Genomic DNA, 19,873 nt, shown 5'->3' with positions numbered 1-19,873 from the left:
ACGCTACGACGGGGACGACGTTCCGGACAGCCCGGTGGTCAGCCCGCCCGCCGGCCGAGCGCACGACGGCGTCCGGCGGCGAGGGCGGGCACACCGGCGAGCTGGGCGGCGAGCGCCCGCAGCTCCGCGCGCAGGGGCGAGCCGGCCGCCGCCTCGGCCAGGGTGCGGCCGGCCGCGAGGGCGGCATCGGTCGCGCGGCGGTCCGCCGGGAGGAAGAACCGCGGGCGCCGGCCGGTGAAGCGCGCCAGCGCGTCGCCGACCTCCTGCCGCGGATCCCCGGGGACCGGCCCTCGGCGCAGCTGGTTGACGACGAGCTCGGGCTCGACGTCGGGCAGCACGTCGTGCAGCTGGTCGAGCGCCCGCACGCACCGCTGGAGGGCCACGGGGTCGGCCCCGGAGACGCACAGCACGGTGTCGGCCTGCTCGAGGACGGCGAGGGTCGCCCCGTTCCGCCGGGGGGCCGCGGTGTCGAAGGAGAGCTCCTCGTCGTCCTCCACGCCGAAGGCGCAGTCCACGACGGTCAGCTGCGCGAGGTGGCGGGCCTCGTCGAGCACCGCGGCCACCGCGGCCGGCCGCAGCTCGGGCCACCGGTCGGCGCGGGCCAGCCCGGTGAGCACCCGCAGGTCCGGGCGCACCGCCCATGCCAGCGCGGCGAGCGCCGCGCCGTCCAGCGTGCCGAGCCCCGCCTGCCGGGCGGCGCCGGCGAGCCCGGGCGACTCGTCGAGCAGCCCGAGCACCTGGGCCACCACGCCGCCGTGGACGTCGGCGTCGACCAGCAGGGTGGGCACGCCGAGCCGGGCCGACTCGTCGGCGAGGCCCACCGCGACCGTCGTCCGGCCCGGGGCGCCGGTCGCGCCCCACACCGCGACGACGCGGCCCTGCCCACCCCGCGGCCGCTCCCGCTCGCCGGAGGCGCCGGGGGCGCCGGACGCCGGGAGGGCCGCACGCAGGTCGGCGACGTCGTGGCCGGGCGCCGGGACGCCCGACACCGCGTCCCGCAGCGCCCGCGCGATCAGTTCGGGGTCGGCGTCCGCCGGCAGCACCTGGGCGACCCCGAGGCGGCGCAGCCGCTGCGCGGCGGCCTCGTCGCCGGGCTCGACCAGACCCACGACCGCGACCCCGGCCGCGTGCAGCCGGGCGACCGTCTCCCCGTCGAGCCGCCGCAGCTCCGCCGACAGCAGCACCGCCTGGCCGGTACCGGTGGCGGCGGCGGCCAGCAGGTCGGAGACGTCGACGCAGCGGCGGACCACGGTGACCCCGTGGTCGTCCCGGTCGAGGGCACCGACGAGCTCGGACTCCCAGCCGGCGCCGGTGACGGCGGTGAAGACCTGCAGGGCCATCAGCCGGTCGGTCCCGCCGCGGCGGGCGCGCTGCCGGTCGCCACGGCGGGCGGTGCGGCGGGCGGTGCGGCGGGCGGTGCGGGCACCGGGACCGAGGTCGGCGTCGGGGTCGCGCGCTCCCGGTCGGCGCGGGTGACGCCGACCTCCGCGGTCGCGCCGGCGGGGTGGGCGACCACCACGAGCGGGCGCCCGGCGATGGAGGCGAGCACGTCGGCGGCGTCGTCCGCCGCCACGCCGACGACGACCTGCACCGTGGCGGTCGGTGTCGACAGGACGCCCTGGGCGCCGCCGGACAGCGCCTGCACCGGTGCCGCCCCGACGACGAGCGCGACGCTGCCGACGTCCTGGCCGGCGGCGCCGGCCGCCGGATCGGCGACGGCGTACACGTCGATCAGCTGCCCTCGCCGGAGCCCGGGGGGCACGTAACCCGCCTGGACCGGGAGCGCGAGCTGGACCAGCTCCGAGGGGCCCTCGAGGGCCGAGCGGGGCAGCAGCTCGCCGGCCCGCACGCCGCGGGAGAGGGCGCTGCCGTCGGGTCGGGTGCTGCCCGACAGGTACTTCTCCGCCGCCTCGTCGAGCCGGACGTCGACCACCACGAGGTCCTCGGCGGTCAGGACCGTTCCCGCCGCCAGGTCCTCGGCGGCGCTCCACACCGGCACGGTGGCGTCCGCCGCGCTGACGACCCGGGCGCCGAGCAGCACCGAGGCGAGGACGAGCAGCACGCCGAGCACCAGCCGGAGGTCCAGCCAGCCCGGCGCCCGGACCCGCCGCGGGGTGGGCCCGGCCGGCAGCTCGGTGGTGCCGGGGGTGCGCACGGCGGTCACACGACCTTCTCTCTGCGAGCACGTCGCCGGCCCGGTCGGGCGCGTCGACCCGTCGATGCGGGTCGGTGACGGCGTTGGGACGCCGATGATGCGGTACGCATCCGATCTCGTGCATCCGTCGTCCACACGTTCGGGTGTGGACGGCCGCCACGGACCACCGGCACGGCTGACAGACTGGTCCGCGAACGGATGGAGACGCCCATGCCCACGCCCCGCTTCCTGACCCTCGACGACGTCGCGGAGATCCTCAACGTCTCGTGGTCGCAGGCCTATGCGCTGGTGCGGCGCAAGGAGCTGATCGCCATCCAGATCGGCGGGCGCGGCCAGTGGCGCGTCGAGGTGGACGAGCTCGAGCGCTTCATCCAGCAGAAGTACGCCGAGGCCCGCGCCGGCGCCGTGCCCCCCGAGCCTGCGGCCGGCTCCACCGCCGGGGCCGACGCCTCCGAGCGGGCCTGACGGCTCAGTCCCATCCGGGCGCCAGGGTGCGCACGACGGCCACGGCGTCGACGACCACGGCGGTGACCCGGCGCACCGCGCCCGGGCGGCGCGGCTGGTCCGCCGCGTGCTCGGCCACCTCCACGTAGTCCGCGCCCACCCGGTCGATCGTCCCGGTCAGCAGCGAGCCGTCCTCCAGCACGAGCTGGACGGCGCTGCGGTCGCGCGCCAGGCCGCGCAGGGCCCGGCGCAGGTCCAGGCGCACACGCACCGGGCCCGGGTCCTCGGCCGGCGCCGTCCAGCGCCCCAGACCCTCGACGGCCCGCACCGCCGCCATCGCCACCAGCTGGTCCCGACCGCGGTCGTCGGCGAGCAGCAGCCAGTCGCCCCCCTGGTCGGCGAGCACGCCGCGGACCCGGCCGGCTCCCCGGCAGGTGACCACCAGCTCTGCCCCGAGCGAACCACCGATCCGCTCGGCCAGCCGCACCGCGCCGATCTCGGCCCGGGCACGCGAGGCCCACTCGGCCCGGTCCTGGGCGTCCTCCGCGGCCTCGAACTGCGCCTGCAGGTCCGCGAACAGCTGCTGCCATCGCATGCTCACAGCCTAGATCGTGCAAGTACTTGCGTTTGCCTGCATTTGGTTGCTTTAGTGGCGTGACGTCAACACGGGGGAGGTGGCTCATGCCGGTGCGGCGACTGCTCGGGACGGCCCTCTGCATGGCCGGGATCGCCGCGGTCCTCGTGCTCCTCGCCCCAGTGCCGCCCACCTCGGTCACCGCCGTCGCCGCAGCGCAGCGCACCGCCGACACCGTCGGGGCCGACGCCCTGGTGGTGCACCTGGTCGGGTTGCTCGCCTGGGTGGTGTGGGGCTGGGGCGCGCTCGGCCTGGCGCTGACCGCCACCGCGGCGCTGCCCGGGGCCGCCGGCGCGCTCGCCGCCGGCGCACTCCGCGGGCTGCTGCCCTCCGGTGCCCGGCGGGCCGCCGCGCTCGCGCTGGGCATCGGGCTCGGCATCGCACCGCCGGTGCTGGGCGCCGCGGCGCCCGGGCTGCCCCTCACCTCGGCGGCCGCCGCGGCCGACCCGGGGGTCACCGCCGGACTCCCCGGGCAGGCCGTGCCCGACTGGCCGGCACCGGTGGCGCCCACCGCGCCGGACGGCGACCCCCGCAACGCCATCCCCGACTGGCCGGAGGCTCCCGCCGCCGGCGAGCACGTCGTGGTGCGCGGCGACTGCCTCTGGACCATCGCCGCCGGCCACCTGGCGCGCACCGGCGGGGCGCAGCCCTCCACCGCCGAGGTCGCCACGGCCGTCGCCGCCTGGTGGCACGCCAACGCCGAGGTGATCGGCCCGGACCCCGACCTGCTGCTGCCGGGCCAGGTGCTCCGACCACCTGCCCGGCCGTGATCCGACCGTCCCCCACCGCCGTCCCCGGGAGCCCTCGATGACCGCACCGTCCCGCACCGTCCCCCCTGCGCCTCCGGCCCTGCGGGTGACGGTCGTCCCCACGCCGCAGCCGCCGGGCGAGCTCCGGCCGGCGCTGCGCCTGGTGCATCCGGAGCAGCCACTCCCCCGGCCGGTCCCGCGCCCGGGCCCTCGGCTGCGCGACGTGGCCGGCCTCCCGCTGGACGAGTTCGGACCGGTCCTGACGGGGCGGGCCGACCTCCCGCCCGCGGCTGCGGCGGCCCGGCGGCTGGTGACCACCGCGCTGGAGGCCCTCGTCGGCCGTCGCCCGCTGACCCAGGTGCAGCCGCTCGCCTCGACCGGGGTCTACGCCGCGCTGTCGGCCCGTCGCCCGCCGCGGTGGTGCACCGAGGGGAGCGCGCCCGTGGTGGTCGGGCCGGTGCGCGTCTGCGAGCCGGTCGACGGCGTGGCGGAGGTCAGCGCCGTCGTCCACCGCGCGGGGCGGGCGCACGCCGTCGCCGCCCGGCTGGAGGGCATGGACGGCCGCTGGCGCTGCACCGCGCTGCAGATCGGCTGACCGGTCGCCCGCTCAGGCGGGCAGGGTCACCAGCGTGCGCCCGTCGCCGCCGACGATCTCCAGCCGGGCCAGCTGCTCGGGTGAGAGCGCGACCGTGCCGGTCCACGAGTGGTCGCCCTCGTCGGTGATCCAGCTGCGGGTGCGGTGCCGCTCGCCGTCCTGGCCCACGGCCACCAGCCAGCACGTCGCTCCGTGCGGGAGGCCCTCCATGGTCAGCGCGATGCTCGAGCCGTCACCCTCCGGGGCGACCGTCGCCCAGGCGTGGAGGTCGCCCGCGCTGCCCTGCAGCGTCGCCGGCTCCGCGGGCCCCGAGGTCAGCACCACACCGGCACCGATGCCCCCGCCGACCACCACCGCCGCCGCGACGGCCCCGGCAAGCAACCTGCGGTGGCGCAGGCGGACCGGCCGGACGGGGACCGCCGAGCGGCGCAACCGCTGGAAGGAGACCTCGCTGGGGACGGGGTCCTCCGGGTGCGCGTCCCCGGGCCGGATGGTGGCCAGCAACGGCGGCAGGCCGCCGAGCTCGTCCAGGGTCCGGCTGCACACGGGGCAGCCGCGCAGGTGGGCCGCCATGCCCATCCGCTCGTCGGGTTCCAGGGCGTCGAGCAGGTAGGCGCCGACGTCGACCTCCCGCGGGCAGCTCACGTCGTGACCCCCCGCTCCTCGAGGACGAGCTTCAGCGCCCTCAGGGCGTAGAAGACGCGGGACTTCACCGTCCCGGGCGGCACGCCCAGGACGACGGCCGCCTCGGCGACGGTACGACCGGCGTAGTAGGTGTGCAGCAGCACCTCCCGGTGCGCCGGGGTCAGCGCGGAGAGCGCGTCGGCGACCAGCCAGCGATCCAGGGCGGTGTCCGTGCCGTCGTCCGCGACCAGGTGCGGCAGGACGGCGTCGTCGACCTCGGCGGGACGGGCGAGGCGCGCCCGGTGGCGGTCGATGACCAGCCGGCGGGCCACCGTGAACAGCCACGGCCGGAGCGGTCCGCGAGCCGGGTCCATCACCTCCGGGTGCCGCCAGGCCTGCAGCAGCGTCTCCTGCACCACGTCCTCCGCGGCACCGCGGTCACCGCCGTTGAGCCGGATGACGAACCCCAGCAGCGGTCCGGCGTGCTCGTCCCAGAGCCGCCGCAGCAGCACCTCGTCGGCCGCCTCCGGCATCCTGGATCGGCTCACCCCGAGGAGCATCCGGCTCACCGCCGTCGCTGTCGATACCGCGGCGCGCGGCTGCCGGCCCCAGCGAGACCCGGCACTCCCGCGGCCACCGGACGCGCCGACGTGGCGGTCGGAGCCGGTCGTCGCCCGCACCGTGGTCACGTCCTCGGAAACGTACGACCTCGGCCGGCGGTTCAGCGTGCGCCCGACCGGGTGAACCGTCCCCGCCGTCGCCCCGTGCTCCCTGGCAGACCGGACCGAGGCCGGACGCACGGCGGAGGACAGGCGGCCTCCCGGACCCGAGGGGTGGTGGGCGCCCGGTGGTGCGGCAGGACGAGCGGGCGCCGTTCCGGACGGCGCTGCAGCGGGCCGGCGAGGCCGCGCACCCCCGCGGGGAGTACGTCGGCCAGGAGAGCTTCATGCGCGCGGGCGAGATCCGGGCCCTGGCCCGCCGCGCCGGCATCGGCCCCGGCGTCTCGGTCCTGGACCTCTGCTGCGGGGTCGCCGGCCCGGGCCGGATGATCACCGCGGAGCTGGGGTGCCGCTACCTGGGCGTGGACAGCTCCGCGAGCGCCGTGCAGATCGCCCGCGGACTGGCCGGCAGCCTGCCGTGCCGCTTCGAGCAGGCGCACGTGCCGCCGCTGCCCGACGGTCGCTTCGACGTCGTGCTGCTCCTGGAGACGATGCTGGCCTTCCCCGACAAGGCGGCCCTGGTCGAGGCGGTCGCCGGCGCCCTGCCCGTGGGGGGCCGCCTGGCCTGCACCCTCGAGGAGGGGACGCCGCTCACCGCGGGCGAGCGCGCCCGGATGCCCGACGCCGACACCGTGTGGCTGATCCCGCTCGCCGCGCTGACCGGCCTGCTGCGCGAGGCCGGTCTGACCGTGACCTGGCAGGAGGAGCGGACCGCGGCCCACCACGCGACGGCGACGGCGCTGCTGCGGTCCTACCAGGCGGACGCCGCCGGGATCTCGGCGGTCATCGGCGCCGCCGCCCTGACCGACCTGCTCCGCGCCCACCGGTCGTGGAGCGACTGGCTGGGGTCCGGGCGGGTGCGCAAGTTCGCGCTGGTGGCGGAGAAACGATGACCTACCCCTACACCCGTTACCTGGCGGCCAAGAAGACCGTGGACGACCGCGCCCTCAACCACCGGGTGCTGGGGGACCTCCGCGGCCTGCTGCCGCCGGACGGCTGCCGTGTCCTGGAGATCGGCGCCGGCCTCGGGACGATGGTGGCTCGCCTGCTCGAGTGGCAGGTCCTCAGCGCCGGCGAGTACGTGCTGCTGGACGTCGACCGGCGGTTGCTCCGGGACTCGCGCACCTGGCTCTGCGGCTGGGCCGGCGAGCGCGGCATCGCCACCGAGCTCCTCCCCGACGGCGTGCGTCTCGGCGAGCTCCGGGTGCGGCTGGTCGAGGCCGAGCTCGGCGACCACCTGGCCTCCGGTCGCGGGGAACCGGCCGACCTGCTGATCGCCAACGCCTTCCTGGACCTGGTGGACGTGCCGGCCGTCCTGCCCGGGCTCCTCCGGCTGCTGGCGCCTGGGGGCGCCTACTGGTTCACCGTCAACTACGACGGCGAGAGCGACTTCCAGCCCGGCCACCCGGCGGACGAGGAGGTCCTGGCCGCCTACCACCGCACCATGGACGAGCGCGTCCGTTTCGGACGCCCCGCCGGGGAGAGCCGGACGGGCCGCCACCTCTTCCACCACCTGCGGGCCGCCGGCGCGCCGGCTGCCTCGGTGGGGGCCTCCGACTGGGTCGTGCACCCCGACCCGGACGGCGGGTACCCGGACGACGAGGCGTTCTTCGTCGAGGCGATCCTGCAGACGGTGGAGGACGCCCTGGCCGGCCCCGCCGCGCCGCCCGGCCTCGCCGGCTGGCTCGCGGCCCGCCGCGGTCAGCTCGCCGGGGGCGACCTGGTCTACCTGGCGCACCAGCTCGACCTCGCCGGGCGCGCCCCCACGCGGCCGGCCGGCCCCGGCTGAACCACCGCGCGCCCGGGGCCGTGCTCCCCGGCAGAGGCCGCCCTGGACCGTCATGGAGGTGCGATGCGCGCTCCCCGGCTCGAGACGGTCCTGGGCGCGCTGGGCACCGCCGCCCTGCTCGGCGTCCTGTCGCTGACCGTCGGACTGGACGCCGCGGGCTGGTCGGTCGGGCTCGCCTCCGGCTGGGCCGCGACCGCGCTGCTGGTCGTCGGCCGGGCCCGCCGCGGCGAGCCGGTCCTCCCGCCGGACCGGGTGACGCTGGGCCGGGCGCTGCTGACCGCCGGGGTCGCCGGTCTCGTCGCGGACTCCGCGGACCGGCCCCTGCCGGCCACCGCGGTCGTCGTCCTCTCCTCCGTCGCGCTGGTGCTCGACAACGTGGACGGCCGGGTGGCCCGCCGCACCGGGACCGTCACGCCCTTCGGGGCCCGGCTGGACGGCGAGATCGACGCCTTCCTCATCCTCGTCCTGAGCGTCGCGGTCGCCCGGGACCACGGCGCCTGGGTCCTGGCGATCGGCGCCGCCCGGTACGTGTTCCTGGTGGCGGGCTGGGCCCTCCCGTGGCTGGCCGCGCCGCTGCCGCCCCGGTACTGGGGCAAGGTCGTCGCCGCCGTCGCGGGCGTCGTCCTCACCGTCGCGGTCTCCGGCGTCCTGCCCCGCCCGGTCGGCACGGCGGCGGTCGGGGTGGCGCTGCTGCTCCTCGTCGAGTCGTTCGGCCGCAGCGTCGTCTGCCTGTACCGCACCGGCGCGGGACCGCATACCCGGCGGGCGGTGCGGTCCGCCACCGCGCTGGTCGCGGCGGCGGTGGTGTGGGCGGTCCTCGTCGCGCCCCCTCGGCTGGACCTGCTGACCGCGGCGTCCTTCGCGCGCATCCCGCTGGAAGGGCTCGCCCTGGTGGCCCTCGCTCTCGTGCTGCCCCCGCGCCCCCGACGGGTCGTGGCGGCGGCGGCGGGCGCGGTGCTCGCCGGTCTGGCGATCGTCAAGCTCCTCGACGCCGGCTTCACCGCCCAGCTCGGCCGGCCGTTCAACCCGGTGCTCGACCGGGGCGCGTTCCTGCCGGCGATCGAGGTGGTGCGGGACTCGGTCGGGGAGTCGGCGACCCTGGGCGTCCTCGTCCTGGCCGCGCTCGCCGTCGTGCTGCTCGTCGCGCTCGTCGTCGGGTCGACGATCCGCCTCACCAGCGGCGCCGCCCGGCACCGGAGCCGATCGGTCCGGGGTCTCGCCGCCCTCGGCCTGGCGTGGGCGGTCTGCGCCGCGCTGTCGCTGCAGCTCACCCCCGCCGGCCCCGTCGCATCGGCCAGCGCAGCCGGGCTGGCCCTCGCGCACAGCCGTGACGTCGGGGACGCCCTCGCCGACCAGGAGCGCTTCGACACCGCGGTCCGCTCCGCCGATCCGCGGACCGGTCCGGCGAGCGGGTCGGGGCTCCTCGCCGCGCTGCGCGGCAAGGACGTCGTCATCGCCTTCGTCGAGAGCTACGGCCGGGTCGCCGTCGAGGACCCCGTCATCGCTCCCGGTGTCACGTCCGTGCTGCGCAGCGGCACGAGCAGGCTGGAGCGCGCCGGGTTCCAGGCGCGCAGCGCCTTCCTCGACTCGCCGACCTACGGCGGCTACAGCTGGCTCGCCCACGCGACCCTGCAGTCGGGGCTGTGGATCGACGGCCAGCCGCGCTACGACCGGCTCCTGGACAGCGACCGCCGCACGCTCACCAGCGTCTTCTCCGCGGCCGGCTGGCGGACCGTCGCCGTCAACCCGGCCAACGACGCACCGTGGCCGGAGGGCGCGTCGTTCTACCGCTACGACCGCGTCTACGACCGGCACGGCCTGGGCTACCAGGGCCCCGGCTTCAGCTGGGCGACGATGCCCGACCAGTACACCCTCGCCGCCTTCGAGCGGCTCGAGCTGTTCCCGGGGCACCCCCCGGTGATGGCCCAGGTCGACCTCGTCTCCTCCCACCAGCCGTGGACCCCCCAGCCGACGATGGTGCCGTGGGACGAGGTCGGCGACGGCTCCGTCTTCGCCGCCATGGCCACGCAGGGTCCCTCGCCGGAGGAGGCCTGGCGCGACCCCGGGACCGTCCGCCGGCTCTACGCCCAGTCGATCGGGTACTCCCTGGAGGCGCTCATCTCCTGGGTGGTCCGCCTGGACCACGACGACAACCTCGTCCTCGTCGTCGTCGGTGACCACCAGCCCGTGACGGTGGTGAGCGGCCCCGACGCGGACCGCCAGGTGCCCGTCTCGTTCGTGACGTCGGACCCGGCGGTGCTGCGGAGCATCTCCGCCTGGGACTGGCACGCCGGGCTGCTGCCCGGCCCCACCGCGCCGGTGTGGCCCATGGACGCCTTCCGCGACCGGTTCCTGGACGCGTTCGACGCCGCGCCGGCCGTCCGCGCCGAGGGGCCGGTGCGGTGAGCGACCCGGCGGCGCCGGCGCGGGGCTTCTGGCTGCGCGGGCCGGGCGCCGGGGAGATCCGGGCGGTCCGGCTGCGGGAGCCGGGCCCGGACGACGTCGTGGTCCGGGCGCTGCACTCGGGGATCAGCCGGGGCACGGAGACCCTCGTCTTCCGCGGCGAGATCCCCGAGCACCAGCGCGAGGCCATGCGGGCGCCCTTCCAGGTCGGGGACTTCCCCGGCCCGGTGCAGTACGGGTACCTGAGCGTGGGGGTGGTGGAGCACGGCCCCGCCGCGCTCGTCGGGCAGACCGTCTTCTGCCTGCACCCGCACCAGACCGTCTACGTCGTCCCCGCCGACGCCGTCGTCCCGGTACCCGACGGCGTCCCGCCCCGCCGGGCCGTGCTGGCCGGGACGGTCGAGACCGCGGTGAACGCGCTCTGGGACGCACCGCCGCTGCTCGGTGACCGGGTCACCGTCGTGGGCGCGGGGATGATCGGGTGCTCCGTCGCGCGGTTGCTGGCGCGCTTCCCGTCCACCGAGGTCGAACTGGTCGACGTCGACGAGGCCCGCGCGCCGGTCGCCGAAGCGCTCGGCGTCGCCTTCGCCACGCCGGGCGGCGCCTCGGGCGGGCGCGACCTCGTGGTGCACGCGAGCGCGACCGACGCGGGGCTCCAGCTGTCGATCGACCTGCTCCGGGCCGAGGGCACCGTCCTGGAGCTGAGCTGGTACGGCGACCGGGAGGTGACCCTGTCGCTCGGCGGCGCGTTCCACTCCCGGCGGCTGCAGCTGCGCGGCAGCCAGGTCGGGTCCGTGGCGCCGGCGCGACGGAGCTCGCGGACGTCCCGGGACCGGCTGGCGCTCGCCCTCGACCTGCTGCGGGACGGCTCCTTCGACGCGCTGCTCAGCGGCCAGTCGCGGTTCGACGACCTGCCCGAGGTGATGGCGCGGCTCGCCGACGGCCGGCTCCCGGCCCTCTGCCACACGATCGCCTACGACGAGGAGTGAGCGCGTGTTCGGTGTGACGGTCCGCGACCACATGATGATCGCCCACAGCTTCACCGGCGAGGTGTTCGGCCCGGCTCAGCGGCTGCACGGCGCCACGTACGTCGTGGACGCGACCGTGCGCCGGGCGGAGCTCGACGACGACGGGGTGGTCGTGGACATCGGCGCGGCCGCCGGGCTGCTGCACGAGGTGCTCGGCGAGCTGACCTACCGCAACCTCGACGAGGAACCCGCGCTGGCCGGCACGAACACCACGACCGAGGCGCTGGCCCGCGTGATCGCCGATCGGCTGGCGGAGCGCATCCACCAGGGCGCGCTCGGTCCGGGCGGGCAGGGGCTGGCGGACCTGGCCGTCACGCTGCACGAGTCGCACATCGCGTGGGCGACCTACGACCGTCCCCTGTGAGGCACGTCCGCGTCGTCGTACCGGCGGGGATCGACGACCCCGCCCGGGTCAGCGGCGGCAACCGCTACGACCGCGAGGTCTGCGACGACCTGCGCAGGGCCGGGTGGCGGGTCACCGAGGTCGCCGCCGAGGGGGCGTGGCCGCGGCCCGACCCACCCGCGCTGGAGGCCCTGGCGGGCGCGCTGGACGCGCTGCCGGACGACGCCCTCGTCCTCGCCGACGGGCTGGTCGCCTCCGCCGCGCGGACCGTGCTCGTGCCCCGGTCGCGCCGGCTCCGGCTCGTCGTGCTGGTGCACATGGTCTTCGGCGGCGACGCCGTCGGGGCCGACGACGAGGGGGCGGTGCTCGCCGCCGCCCGGGCCGTGGTCACCACCAGCCACTGGACCCGTGGTCGTCTGCTGGACCGGTACGGCCTGCCGGCGGCCGGCGTGCACGTCGCCCAGCCCGGCACGGGGCCGGCGCCCGTGAGCCCCCGGTCGGCCGGCGGCGGACGGCTGCTGTGCGTCGGGACGCTGGCTCCGGTCAAGGGCCAGGACCTGCTGCTCGCGGCCCTCGCGGACGTCGCCGGGCTGACCTGGCGCTGCACGCTGGTCGGCTCCCGGGACCGGCACCCCCGCTTCGCCGCCTCGCTGGAGCGCCGGGCCGCGGCCACCGGGATCGGCGACCGGGTCCGGATCACCGGCGTCCGCACCGGGGAGGCGCTGCGACGCCGGTACCAGGAGGCCGACCTGCTCGTCGTCCCGTCCCGGGCGGAGACCTACGGCATGGTGGTCACCGAGGCGCTGGCCGCCGCGCTCCCCGTGCTCGCCACCCGGGTCGGCGGTCTACCGGAGTCCGTCGGGTGGACCGCCGCGGGCCCACCCGGTCTCCTCGTGCCCCCGGCGGACCCCGCAGCCCTCGGCGCCGCCCTCGCGCGCTGGCTCAGCGAACGCGGGCTCCGCGACCGCCTCCGGGACGCCGCCCTGCTCCGGAGGGCGGAGCTGCCGGGCTGGCCGGCGACGGGGGCGCGCATCCGCGAGGTGCTGGCGGCGGCCGGTGCTGAACCGGCTGCGCCCGCGGTCCGTGTGGACCGGTGAGACGGACGGAGGCCGAGGGGTGAGCGGACGCGCGTGGGCGAGGGCACGCGTCCTCGGCGGCGTCCTCGTCCTGGCCTTCCTGGTCTGGCGGTTGGGCGCGGATCCGTTCCTGGACGGCGTGCGCGGGCTCGGCCCGGGGGCGTTGCTGGCCGCGGTCGCCATCGGCGCCGCGACGACGGTCTGCTCGGCCTGGCGCTGGCGCGCCGTGGCCGCGGCCCTCGGGGTCGGGTTGCCGATGCGCGCGGCGGTCGCCGCCTACTACCGGGGGCAACTGCTCAACAGCCTGCTGCCCGGCGGCGTGGTCGGGGACGTCTACCGCGGCGTGCGGCACGGGACCGACGTCGGCGACCTGGGCCGCGCGCTGCGCGCCGTGGTCTGGGAGCGGGTCGCCGGCCAGGTGGTCCAGGCCGCGATGGCGCTGACGGTGCTGACGACGTTCCCCTCACCGCTGCGGGGGTGGGCCCTGGCGGTGGCCGCCGCCGGCGCCGTGGCCGCGGGCGTCGTGCTGGTCACCGGCCGCGGCCTGTCGCGGCGGGGTCCGGCCCGCTTGGCCCGGGTGGCCCGCGCGGTGGCGGTCGAGGCCCGCACGGCGCTGCTGCAGCCCTCGACCTGGCCGCCGGTCCTGGTCGCCTCCGTCCTCGCGGTGCTCGGTTACCTCGGCACCTTCCTGCTGGCCGCCCACGCCGCCGGCGTGCCCGTTGCGCCGCAGCAGCTGCTCCCGCTGGCCCTCGTCGTCCTGCTCGCCGCGGCGATCCCGGTCAACGTCGGGGGCTGGGGACCGCGGGAGGGCGTGGCCGCGTGGGTCTTCGCCGCGGCCGGGTGGGGCGCCGGTGCCGGCGCGAGCGTCGCCACCGCCTTCGGCGTCCTGATCCTGGTGTCCGTGCTCCCCGGCCTCGTCGTCCTCGTCGCCGACCGGAGACACCCGCCCCGGGCGGCGGCGCGCCGGCCGCGGAGCGACCACCTGCACGACGAGGCCCGAGAGGACGGTGCCCTGCATGGCTGACCGGCCCTACACCTTGCTCAGCTGCGGCATGTCGATCGACGGCTACCTGGACAGCACGGACGCCACCAGGTTGCACCTGTCCAACGACGCCGACTTCGACAGGGTCGACGCGGAGCGCGCCCGCTGCGACGCGATCCTCGTCGGCGCCGCCACGGTCCGGAACGACAACCCCCGCCTCCTGGTCCGGTCGGCCGCCCGGCGCGCCGAACGGGTGGGGCGGGGGCTCCCCGCGTCCCCGGCCAAGGTGACGCTCACCCGGCGCGGAGAGCTCGCCGCGTCGGCCGCCTTCTTCACCACGGGGGACTCCGAGAAGCTCGTCTACTGCCCCACCGGCGCGGCCGGGAACGTCCGGCTCCGGCTGGGGGAGCTCGCGACCGTCGTCGACACGGGCGAGGCGGTGGACGTGGACCCGGCGGCCGTGCTCGAGGACCTCTCCGCCCGCGGCGTCGACCGGGTGATGGTCGAGGGCGGCGGGACGGTCCTCACCCAGTTCCTGACCGCCGGCCTGGCCGACGAGCTGCACCTCGTGGTGGCGCCGTTGTTCGTCGGCGACTCCCGCGCGCCCCGGCTGGTCGGTGACGGGTGCTTCCCCTGGCGGGCCCACCGCCGGGCGGCCCTGGCCGGCGTCCGGCAGATCGGCGACGTGGCGCTGCTCCGGTACGCGCTCTCCGACCGCTTCTGCACCGAGCACGTCACCGGTGAGCACCGATGACACCCGGCCTGCCCGCCGCGGAGATCCGCACCGAGGTCCGGGTCCCGCTCCGCTTCCCCGACGGCTACGCGACCACGGCCGTGGTCAGCAGCTTCCGCGGCCTCGTCGACCGCCGCGAGCACCTGGCCCTCGGGCTGGGCGAACCCGCGGACGTCCCGCTGGTCCGCCTGCACAGCGAGTGCCTGACCGGGGACGTCTTCGGCAGCCAGCGCTGCGACTGCGGGCCCCAGCTGCGGGAGGCGGTCGAGCGGATCACGGAGGCCGGCGGGTACCTCCTCTACCTCCGCCAGGAGGGGCGGGGCATCGGCCTCTACGACAAGCTCGACGCCTACGCGCTCCAGGACACCGGTCTCGACACCTACGAGGCCAACGTCGCCCTCGGGCACGACCCGGACGAACGGGACTACACGGCCGCCGCGCAGATGCTGCGCGCTTTGGGCGTGCCCGCGCTGTCCCTGCTGAGCAACAACCCGGACAAGGCGGCCCAGCTGACCCGCCTCGGCCTCACCCTTGCGGAACGGGTCCCGACCGGGGTGCACGTCTCCCCCGCGAACGTGACCTACCTGTCCGCGAAGGCCCGGTGGGGCCACGACGGCCTGCACCGGGCCGCGCTCCTCGCCGGTGGGACGCCCGGGATGCCGGCCGGGTGACCGCGGCACGACGACGCCCCGCCGACCGGCTGGTCGGCGGGACGAGGTCCTTCGTCAGCTGCCGGCCGCCCCGTGGCACTGCTTGTACTTCCGGCCCGACCCGCACGGGCAGGGGGCGTTGCGCGGGGTCTCCTTGGTGCCGGTGACCGTCGCGGTCTTGGCGGCCTTCGCCCGGCCGCTCTCGGCCGGGGAGGCATCGAGGCTGGGCGCGGAGTAGGTGAGGTTCTCCGGTGCGCGGCGCGGCTCGTCGAGCCCCTTGACCGTGAGTTCCGGGGCGGGCTTCTCCGCCACCGGCTCCTCGGCCACCGGCTCCTCGGCCACCGGCTCCTCGGCCACCGGCTGCTCGGCCGTGGGGGCCGCGGGAGCCGGCACCTCGGCCGCGGGGGCGGTGGGGGCTGCCTCCGCGACGGGAGCTGCCGCGGCCACCGGCGCCCCGGGGGCGGGAGCGGAGCGGCGGGCGGTCGCGGCCGCCGCCGTACCGGCCGCGGCCCGTGCCGCGGCTGCCTGGCGCGCGAGCACCTTGGCCGTGCCCTCCTGCGCGGCGGCCAGGGCCTTCGCCTCGGCCTCGGCCTGCTTGGCCTTGGCCTCCGCCTCCTGCTGGTCCTTGGTCTTCACCTCGAGGTTGAACAGGAAGCCGACGGACTCCTCCTTGATGCCGTCGAGCATCGCCACGAACATGTCGTAGCCCTCGCGCTGGTACTCCACGACCGGGTCGCGGTTGGCCATCGCGCGCAGGTGGATCCCGGCCCGCAGGTAGTCCATCTCGTAGAGGTGCTCGCGCCACTTGCGGTCGAGCACGCTGAGCAGCACCCGCCGCTCCAGCTCGCGCATGACCTCCGAGCCCAGCGCCGCCTCCCGCTCCTCGTAGGCGCGGTGGACGTCGTCGAGCATCGCGGTCTTGAGGTCCTCCGCGGAGAGGTCGGACTGCTCGCCGCCGGCCGTCTGCCCGACGATCTCCTCGACGGTGATCCCGACCGGGTAGAGCGCCTTGAGCCCGGTCCACAGCTGGTCGAGGTCCCAGTCCTCGGCGTACCCGGTCTCGGTGGCGCCGTCCACGTAGGCGGAGACGACGTCGTCGACCATGGAGGCCACCTGCTCGTGCAGGTCCGCCCCCTCCAGCACCTTGCGCCGCTCGTCGTAGATGACGGTGCGCTGGCGGTTGAGCACCTCGTCGTACTTGAGGACGTTCTTGCGGACCTCGAAGTTCTGCTGCTCCACCTGGGTCTGCGCCGAGAGGATCGCCCGGCTCACCATCTTGGACTCGATCGGCTGGTCGTCGGGCACCCGGAGGGTGTTCATCATCGACTCCAGCATCGGGCCGTTGAAGCGCCGCATGAGGTCGTCGCCCAGGGACAGGTAGAACCGCGACTCCCCCGGGTCGCCCTGCCGGCCGGAGCGGCCGCGCAGCTGGTTGTCGATGCGCCGGCTCTCGTGCCGCTCGGTGCCGAGGACGTACAGCCCACCGGCCTCGGTGACCTCCTCGTGCTCGGCCTTGACCTGCGCCTTGGCCGCGTCGAGCGCCTCGTCCCAGGCGGCCTCGTACTCCTCCGGCGTCTCCGTCGGGGAGAGCCCGCGAGCCCGCAGGGCCTCGTCGGCGATGAACTCGGCGTTCCCGCCGAGCTGGATGTCGGTGCCCCGGCCGGCCATGTTGGTGGCCACCGTGACCGCGCCCGGGCGGCCGGCCTGGGCGATGATCGCCGCCTCACGGGCGTGGTTCTTGGCGTTGAGGACCTCGTGCGGGATCCCGCGCCGCAGCAGGAACTTCGAGAGGACCTCGGACTTCTCGACGCTCGCGGTGCCGACCAGCACCGGCTGGCCGGCCTCGTGCCGCTCGGCGATGTCGTCGACGACGGCCTCGAACTTGGCCTTCTCCGTCTTGTAGATGACGTCGGCGCGGTCCGCGCGCACCATCGGCCGGTTCGTGGGGATCGGCACGACGCCCAAGGAGTAGGTCTGGGAGAGCTCGGCGGCCTCGGTCTGGGCCGTGCCGGTCATCCCGGAGAGCTTGTCGTAGAGCCGGAAGTAGTTCTGGAGGGTGATCGTGGCGAGCGTCTGGTTCTCGTCCTTGATCTTCACCTTCTCCTTGGCCTCGATGGCCTGGTGCATGCCCTCGTTGTAGCGGCGGCCGGCCAGCACGCGCCCGGTGAACTCGTCGACGATGAGTACCTCGCCGTTGCTGACGATGTACTGCTGGTCCTTCTTGAACAGCTCCTTGGCCTTGAGCGCGTTGTTGAGGTAGCTGATCAGCGGGGTGTTCGCCGCCTCGTACAGGTTGTCGATGCCGAGCTGGTCCTCGACGAACTCGACGCCCTCCTCCGTGACGGCGACGGTGCGCTTGTCCTCCTCCACCTCGTAGTGGACGTCGCGCTTCATCATCGGGACCAGGCGGGCGAACTCGCCGTACCACTTGGCGCTGGTCTCGGCCGGGCCGCTGATGATCAACGGGGTGCGGGCCTCGTCGATGAGGATCGAGTCGACCTCGTCGACGATCGCGTAGTGGTGCCCGCGCTGGACCAGGTCGGCCTTGCTCCACGCCATGTTGTCGCGCAGGTAGTCGAAGCCGAACTCGTTGTTCGTGCCGTAGGTGATGTCGCAGGCGTAGAGGTCGCGTCGCTGCGCCGGGGTCTGGCCGGAGAGGATGCTGCCGACCGAGAGCCCGAGGAAGCGGTGCACGCGGCCCATCCACTCGGCGTCGCGCTTGGCCAGGTAGTCGTTGACCGTGACGACGTGCACGCCCTTGCCCGACAGCGCGTTGAGGTAGGCCGGGAGGACGCCGGTGAGCGTCTTCCCCTCACCGGTGCGCATCTCGGCGATGTTGCCCAGGTGCAGCGCCGCGCCGCCCATCAGCTGCACGCGGAAGTGCCGCTGCCCCAGGGTGCGGGTGGCCGCCTCCCGGACGACGGCGAACGCCTCGGGCAGGAGCGCGTCGAGGGACTCGCCCTCGGCGTGGCGCTCCTTGAACTCGTCCGTCTTGGCCCGCAGCTCCGCGTCGGAGAGGTCGGTGTAGTCGTCGGCGAGCGACTCCACCGCGTCGGCGATTCTGCCGAGGCGTCGGACGAGCTTGCCCTCACCGGCACGGAGGATCTTCGAGAACAGCACGACCCCAGCGTAGGCGGCCCGGCCCCGGCTGCGGACGCGGCGACCGCCCGGGGCACCACGCGTCCCATCCGTACGCTGCAGCGATGGCACGCGATCCGTCCGACCCGGGCCCCGGGCTGCTCGAGTTCCTGACCGAGCGGCACCTGGCGACGCTGACCACCCTGCGTCCCGACGGCACGCCGCACGTCGTCCCGGTCGGGGTCACCTACGACGCGCCGACCAGGACCGCCCGGGTGATCACCTCCGGCACCTCCGCCAAGGCCCGGCACGTCCGGGAGGGGCAGGCGCGGGTCGCCGTCTGCCAGGTCGACGGGCGCCGCTGGACCACCCTCGAGGGGACGGCGGTGGTGCGCGAGGACGCCGCCTCGGTGGCCGACGCCGTCGAGCGGTACGCGCGGCGGTACCGCCCGCCGCGGGAGAACCCGGCCCGCGTCGTCATCGAGATCTCGGTGGACCGCATCCTGGGCAACGCATGACGATGCCCACATGACGTGGGATCCGCGGCCCCGGCCGGAGGCTCACCGCGAGCCTGCGAGTGGTGAGTGGGCCGGGGTCCTTTCGCTGCTCAACGAGACGGTGCGCACCGAGCGGTTGGTGTTGCGCCCCTACCGGTCCTCCGACGTCGACGCGGTGCACCGGGCCTCGCAGGACCCCGAGACCCAGCGCTGGATCTCGACGATCCCGGTGCCCTACACGCGCGAGGACGCCCGCCACTACGTGGAGGAGGTGGCCATGCGCGAGCGGGCGGACGGTACGGGGCTCTCCGCCGTCGTCGAGGCCGACGGCGAACTGGCCGGCACCGCGGGGCTGTACCTGCGCCCCGGGCGCCTCGGCCCGGAGATCGGCTACACGATCGCCCCCTGGGCGCGCGGCCACGGCTACGCCGCGGAGGCCGCGCACGCGCTCGCCGACTGGGCCCTCGGGCTCGGCGCGCCCCGGGTGCACCTGTTCGTCGACGTGGGGAACGTCGCGTCGCGGGTCGTCGCCCGCCGCGCGGGGTTCCGCGAGGAGGGCGTGGTCCGGGGCTGCCTGGACCAGCGTGACGGCAGCCGGAGCGACGCGGTGCTGTTCGGCCGGCTCGCCGGCGACTGAGCGGGGCACGGCCGGGCGGCCGCGCCCCGCCCGGTCAGACGTTCGCCGGCTGCGGCGCGGCGCTGGGCGCCGAGGCCGGGGAGGCGCCGTCCTGCGACACGGGGGCGAGGCGGATGAGCCCGTAGTCGTAGGCGTGCCGGCGGTAGACGACCGTCGGCTGGCCGGTGTCGGCGCACTGGAACAGGAAGAAGTCGTGGCCGACCAGCTCCATCTCGTGGAGGGCCTGGTCGACGGTCATCGGCGTCGCCGGGTGGTGTTTCTCCCGCACGATCTGGCCGGGCAGGTGCTCGTCGAGGTCGGTGACGTGCGGCCCGGTGGCCAGTTCGCGGTCGAGCTCCAGCTGCTGCTCGATGGTGAGCTCGGGGTGGCCGGTGTCCGGCGCGGCGCCGGTCAGGCGCACGCTGTCGGGGGTCCGCCGGCCGTGGTGCACCCGGCGGCGGTCCGCCGCCCGGCGCAGCCTGTTGTCCAGCTTGCCGCAGGCCAGGTCGAGCGCCGCGTAGAAGTCCGGGCCCGCGGCCTCGGCGCGGACCACCGGGCCCTTGCCGCGCAAGGTGATCTCCACGCGCTGGCAGCTGGCCGACTGGCGGGGGTTCTTCTCGTGGAAGAGCTCGACGTCGATGCGGGACAGCTTGGCGTCGAACCGCTCCAGCTGACCGACCTTGTCCTCGACGTGTTGGCGGTAGTGCTCAGGGACCTCGACGTTGCGACCACGGACCACGATCTCCATGAGACCTCCC

The 19,873-nt window shown here is 76.1% G+C and carries 21 protein-coding genes; 14 read left to right on the top strand and 7 right to left on the bottom strand.

The features are described 5' to 3' along the window. Window positions 1-38: 38 nt before the first annotated feature. Both ACI794_RS00585 and ACI794_RS00580 read right to left on the bottom strand, forming a co-directional pair. Entirely contained in the window at window positions 39-1,340 is a 1,302-nt protein-coding gene (locus tag ACI794_RS00585) for an AAA family ATPase (RefSeq protein ID WP_456615467.1), read from the bottom strand. After that, complete coding sequence (locus ACI794_RS00580; RefSeq protein WP_456602784.1) at window positions 1,340-2,164, bottom strand: flagella basal body P-ring formation protein FlgA; 825 nt, start codon at window positions 2,162-2,164, stop codon at window positions 1,340-1,342. The genes ACI794_RS00585 and ACI794_RS00580 overlap by 1 nt, the downstream gene beginning before the upstream one ends. A 201-nt stretch (window positions 2,165-2,365) precedes the next feature. On the opposite strand from ACI794_RS00580, the gene ACI794_RS00575 reads away from it, so the two are divergent. Then, entirely contained in the window at window positions 2,366-2,620 is a 255-nt protein-coding gene (locus ACI794_RS00575; protein ID WP_456602785.1) for a helix-turn-helix domain-containing protein, read from the top strand. A gap of 4 nt (window positions 2,621-2,624) precedes the next feature. On the opposite strand, the gene ACI794_RS00570 is transcribed toward ACI794_RS00575, so the two are convergent. Then, window positions 2,625-3,194, bottom strand: coding sequence for a hypothetical protein (locus ACI794_RS00570; RefSeq protein WP_456615466.1), 570 nt, complete (start codon window positions 3,192-3,194; stop codon window positions 2,625-2,627). 86 nt (window positions 3,195-3,280) lie between these two features. On the opposite strand from ACI794_RS00570, the gene ACI794_RS00565 reads away from it, so the two are divergent. Beyond that, entirely contained in the window at window positions 3,281-4,003 is a 723-nt protein-coding gene (locus ACI794_RS00565; RefSeq protein WP_456615465.1) for a LysM peptidoglycan-binding domain-containing protein, read from the top strand. Between the two features lie 37 nt (window positions 4,004-4,040). After that, window positions 4,041-4,577: an Rv3235 family protein gene (locus ACI794_RS00560; RefSeq protein WP_456602788.1), complete on the top strand. Its 537-nt coding sequence runs from the start codon at window positions 4,041-4,043 to the stop codon at window positions 4,575-4,577. A 12-nt stretch (window positions 4,578-4,589) separates the two neighbouring features. On the opposite strand, the gene ACI794_RS00555 is transcribed toward ACI794_RS00560, so the two are convergent. Together ACI794_RS00555 and ACI794_RS00550 are read right to left on the bottom strand one after the other, a co-directional pair. Further along, window positions 4,590-5,222, bottom strand: a complete 633-nt coding sequence (locus ACI794_RS00555) for an anti-sigma factor family protein (RefSeq protein WP_456602789.1) — start codon at window positions 5,220-5,222, stop codon at window positions 4,590-4,592. Continuing rightward, window positions 5,219-5,749, bottom strand: coding sequence for a sigma-70 family RNA polymerase sigma factor (locus ACI794_RS00550; RefSeq protein ID WP_456615464.1), 531 nt, complete (start codon window positions 5,747-5,749; stop codon window positions 5,219-5,221). Before ACI794_RS00550 ends, ACI794_RS00555 begins: the two co-directional genes overlap by 4 nt. Before the next feature lie 299 nt (window positions 5,750-6,048). Between ACI794_RS00550 and ACI794_RS00545 the strand changes: the two genes are divergently transcribed. The 9 genes from ACI794_RS00545 (at window position 6,049) to ACI794_RS00505 (ending at window position 14,945) form a co-directional block, all read left to right on the top strand. Next, complete coding sequence (locus ACI794_RS00545) at window positions 6,049-6,813, top strand: class I SAM-dependent methyltransferase (RefSeq protein WP_456602791.1); 765 nt, start codon at window positions 6,049-6,051, stop codon at window positions 6,811-6,813. Then, complete coding sequence (locus ACI794_RS00540) at window positions 6,810-7,709, top strand: hypothetical protein (RefSeq protein ID WP_456602792.1); 900 nt, start codon at window positions 6,810-6,812, stop codon at window positions 7,707-7,709. Before ACI794_RS00545 ends, ACI794_RS00540 begins: the two co-directional genes overlap by 4 nt. Window positions 7,710-7,772: 63 nt before the next feature. Beyond that, window positions 7,773-10,115: a CDP-alcohol phosphatidyltransferase family protein gene (locus ACI794_RS00535; RefSeq protein WP_456615463.1), complete on the top strand. Its 2,343-nt coding sequence runs from the start codon at window positions 7,773-7,775 to the stop codon at window positions 10,113-10,115. Then, window positions 10,112-11,101 (top strand): zinc-dependent alcohol dehydrogenase, encoded by a 990-nt coding sequence (locus tag ACI794_RS00530; RefSeq protein WP_456615462.1) that lies wholly within the window; start codon window positions 10,112-10,114, stop codon window positions 11,099-11,101. The genes ACI794_RS00535 and ACI794_RS00530 overlap by 4 nt, the downstream gene beginning before the upstream one ends. 4 nt (window positions 11,102-11,105) lie before the next feature. Next, window positions 11,106-11,504, top strand: coding sequence for a 6-pyruvoyl trahydropterin synthase family protein (locus ACI794_RS00525; RefSeq protein ID WP_456602795.1), 399 nt, complete (start codon window positions 11,106-11,108; stop codon window positions 11,502-11,504). After that, entirely contained in the window at window positions 11,501-12,580 is a 1,080-nt protein-coding gene (locus tag ACI794_RS00520) for a glycosyltransferase family 4 protein (protein ID WP_456615461.1), read from the top strand. The genes ACI794_RS00525 and ACI794_RS00520 overlap by 4 nt, the downstream gene beginning before the upstream one ends. Window positions 12,581-12,599: 19 nt before the next feature. Further along, window positions 12,600-13,583, top strand: a complete 984-nt coding sequence (locus tag ACI794_RS00515) for a lysylphosphatidylglycerol synthase transmembrane domain-containing protein (protein ID WP_456615460.1) — start codon at window positions 12,600-12,602, stop codon at window positions 13,581-13,583. Next, the gene (locus ACI794_RS00510) at window positions 13,576-14,295 is read left to right on the top strand and encodes a RibD family protein (protein WP_456615459.1); all 720 of its coding nucleotides are present in this window, start codon (window positions 13,576-13,578) and stop codon (window positions 14,293-14,295) included. Before ACI794_RS00515 ends, ACI794_RS00510 begins: the two co-directional genes overlap by 8 nt. Further along, window positions 14,292-14,945, top strand: coding sequence for a GTP cyclohydrolase II (locus ACI794_RS00505; RefSeq protein WP_456615458.1), 654 nt, complete (start codon window positions 14,292-14,294; stop codon window positions 14,943-14,945). Before ACI794_RS00510 ends, ACI794_RS00505 begins: the two co-directional genes overlap by 4 nt. Window positions 14,946-14,999: 54 nt before the next feature. On the opposite strand, the gene secA is transcribed toward ACI794_RS00505, so the two are convergent. Further along, window positions 15,000-18,044: a preprotein translocase subunit SecA gene (secA, locus tag ACI794_RS00500; protein WP_456615457.1), complete on the bottom strand. Its 3,045-nt coding sequence runs from the start codon at window positions 18,042-18,044 to the stop codon at window positions 15,000-15,002. An 83-nt stretch (window positions 18,045-18,127) separates the two neighbouring features. Between secA and ACI794_RS00495 the strand changes: the two genes are divergently transcribed. Next, window positions 18,128-18,520 carry a pyridoxamine 5'-phosphate oxidase family protein gene (locus tag ACI794_RS00495; RefSeq protein WP_456580618.1) on the top strand — a complete coding sequence of 131 codons (393 nt, stop codon included), beginning with the start codon at window positions 18,128-18,130 and terminating at the stop codon, window positions 18,518-18,520. 118 nt (window positions 18,521-18,638) lie between these two features. Continuing rightward, complete coding sequence (locus tag ACI794_RS00490; RefSeq protein WP_456602801.1) at window positions 18,639-19,136, top strand: GNAT family N-acetyltransferase; 498 nt, start codon at window positions 18,639-18,641, stop codon at window positions 19,134-19,136. A gap of 34 nt (window positions 19,137-19,170) precedes the next feature. Here the strand turns inward: ACI794_RS00490 and hpf are convergent, their stop codons facing one another. Further along, entirely contained in the window at window positions 19,171-19,863 is a 693-nt protein-coding gene (hpf, locus tag ACI794_RS00485; protein ID WP_456580620.1) for a ribosome hibernation-promoting factor, HPF/YfiA family, read from the bottom strand. Window positions 19,864-19,873: the final 10 nt, after the last annotated feature.

It is taken from the genome of Blastococcus sp. SYSU DS0541 (assembly GCF_054050875.1).
The sequence above is the reverse complement of the archived record's forward strand: the minus strand, read 5'-3'. Positions and strand labels throughout refer to the sequence as shown.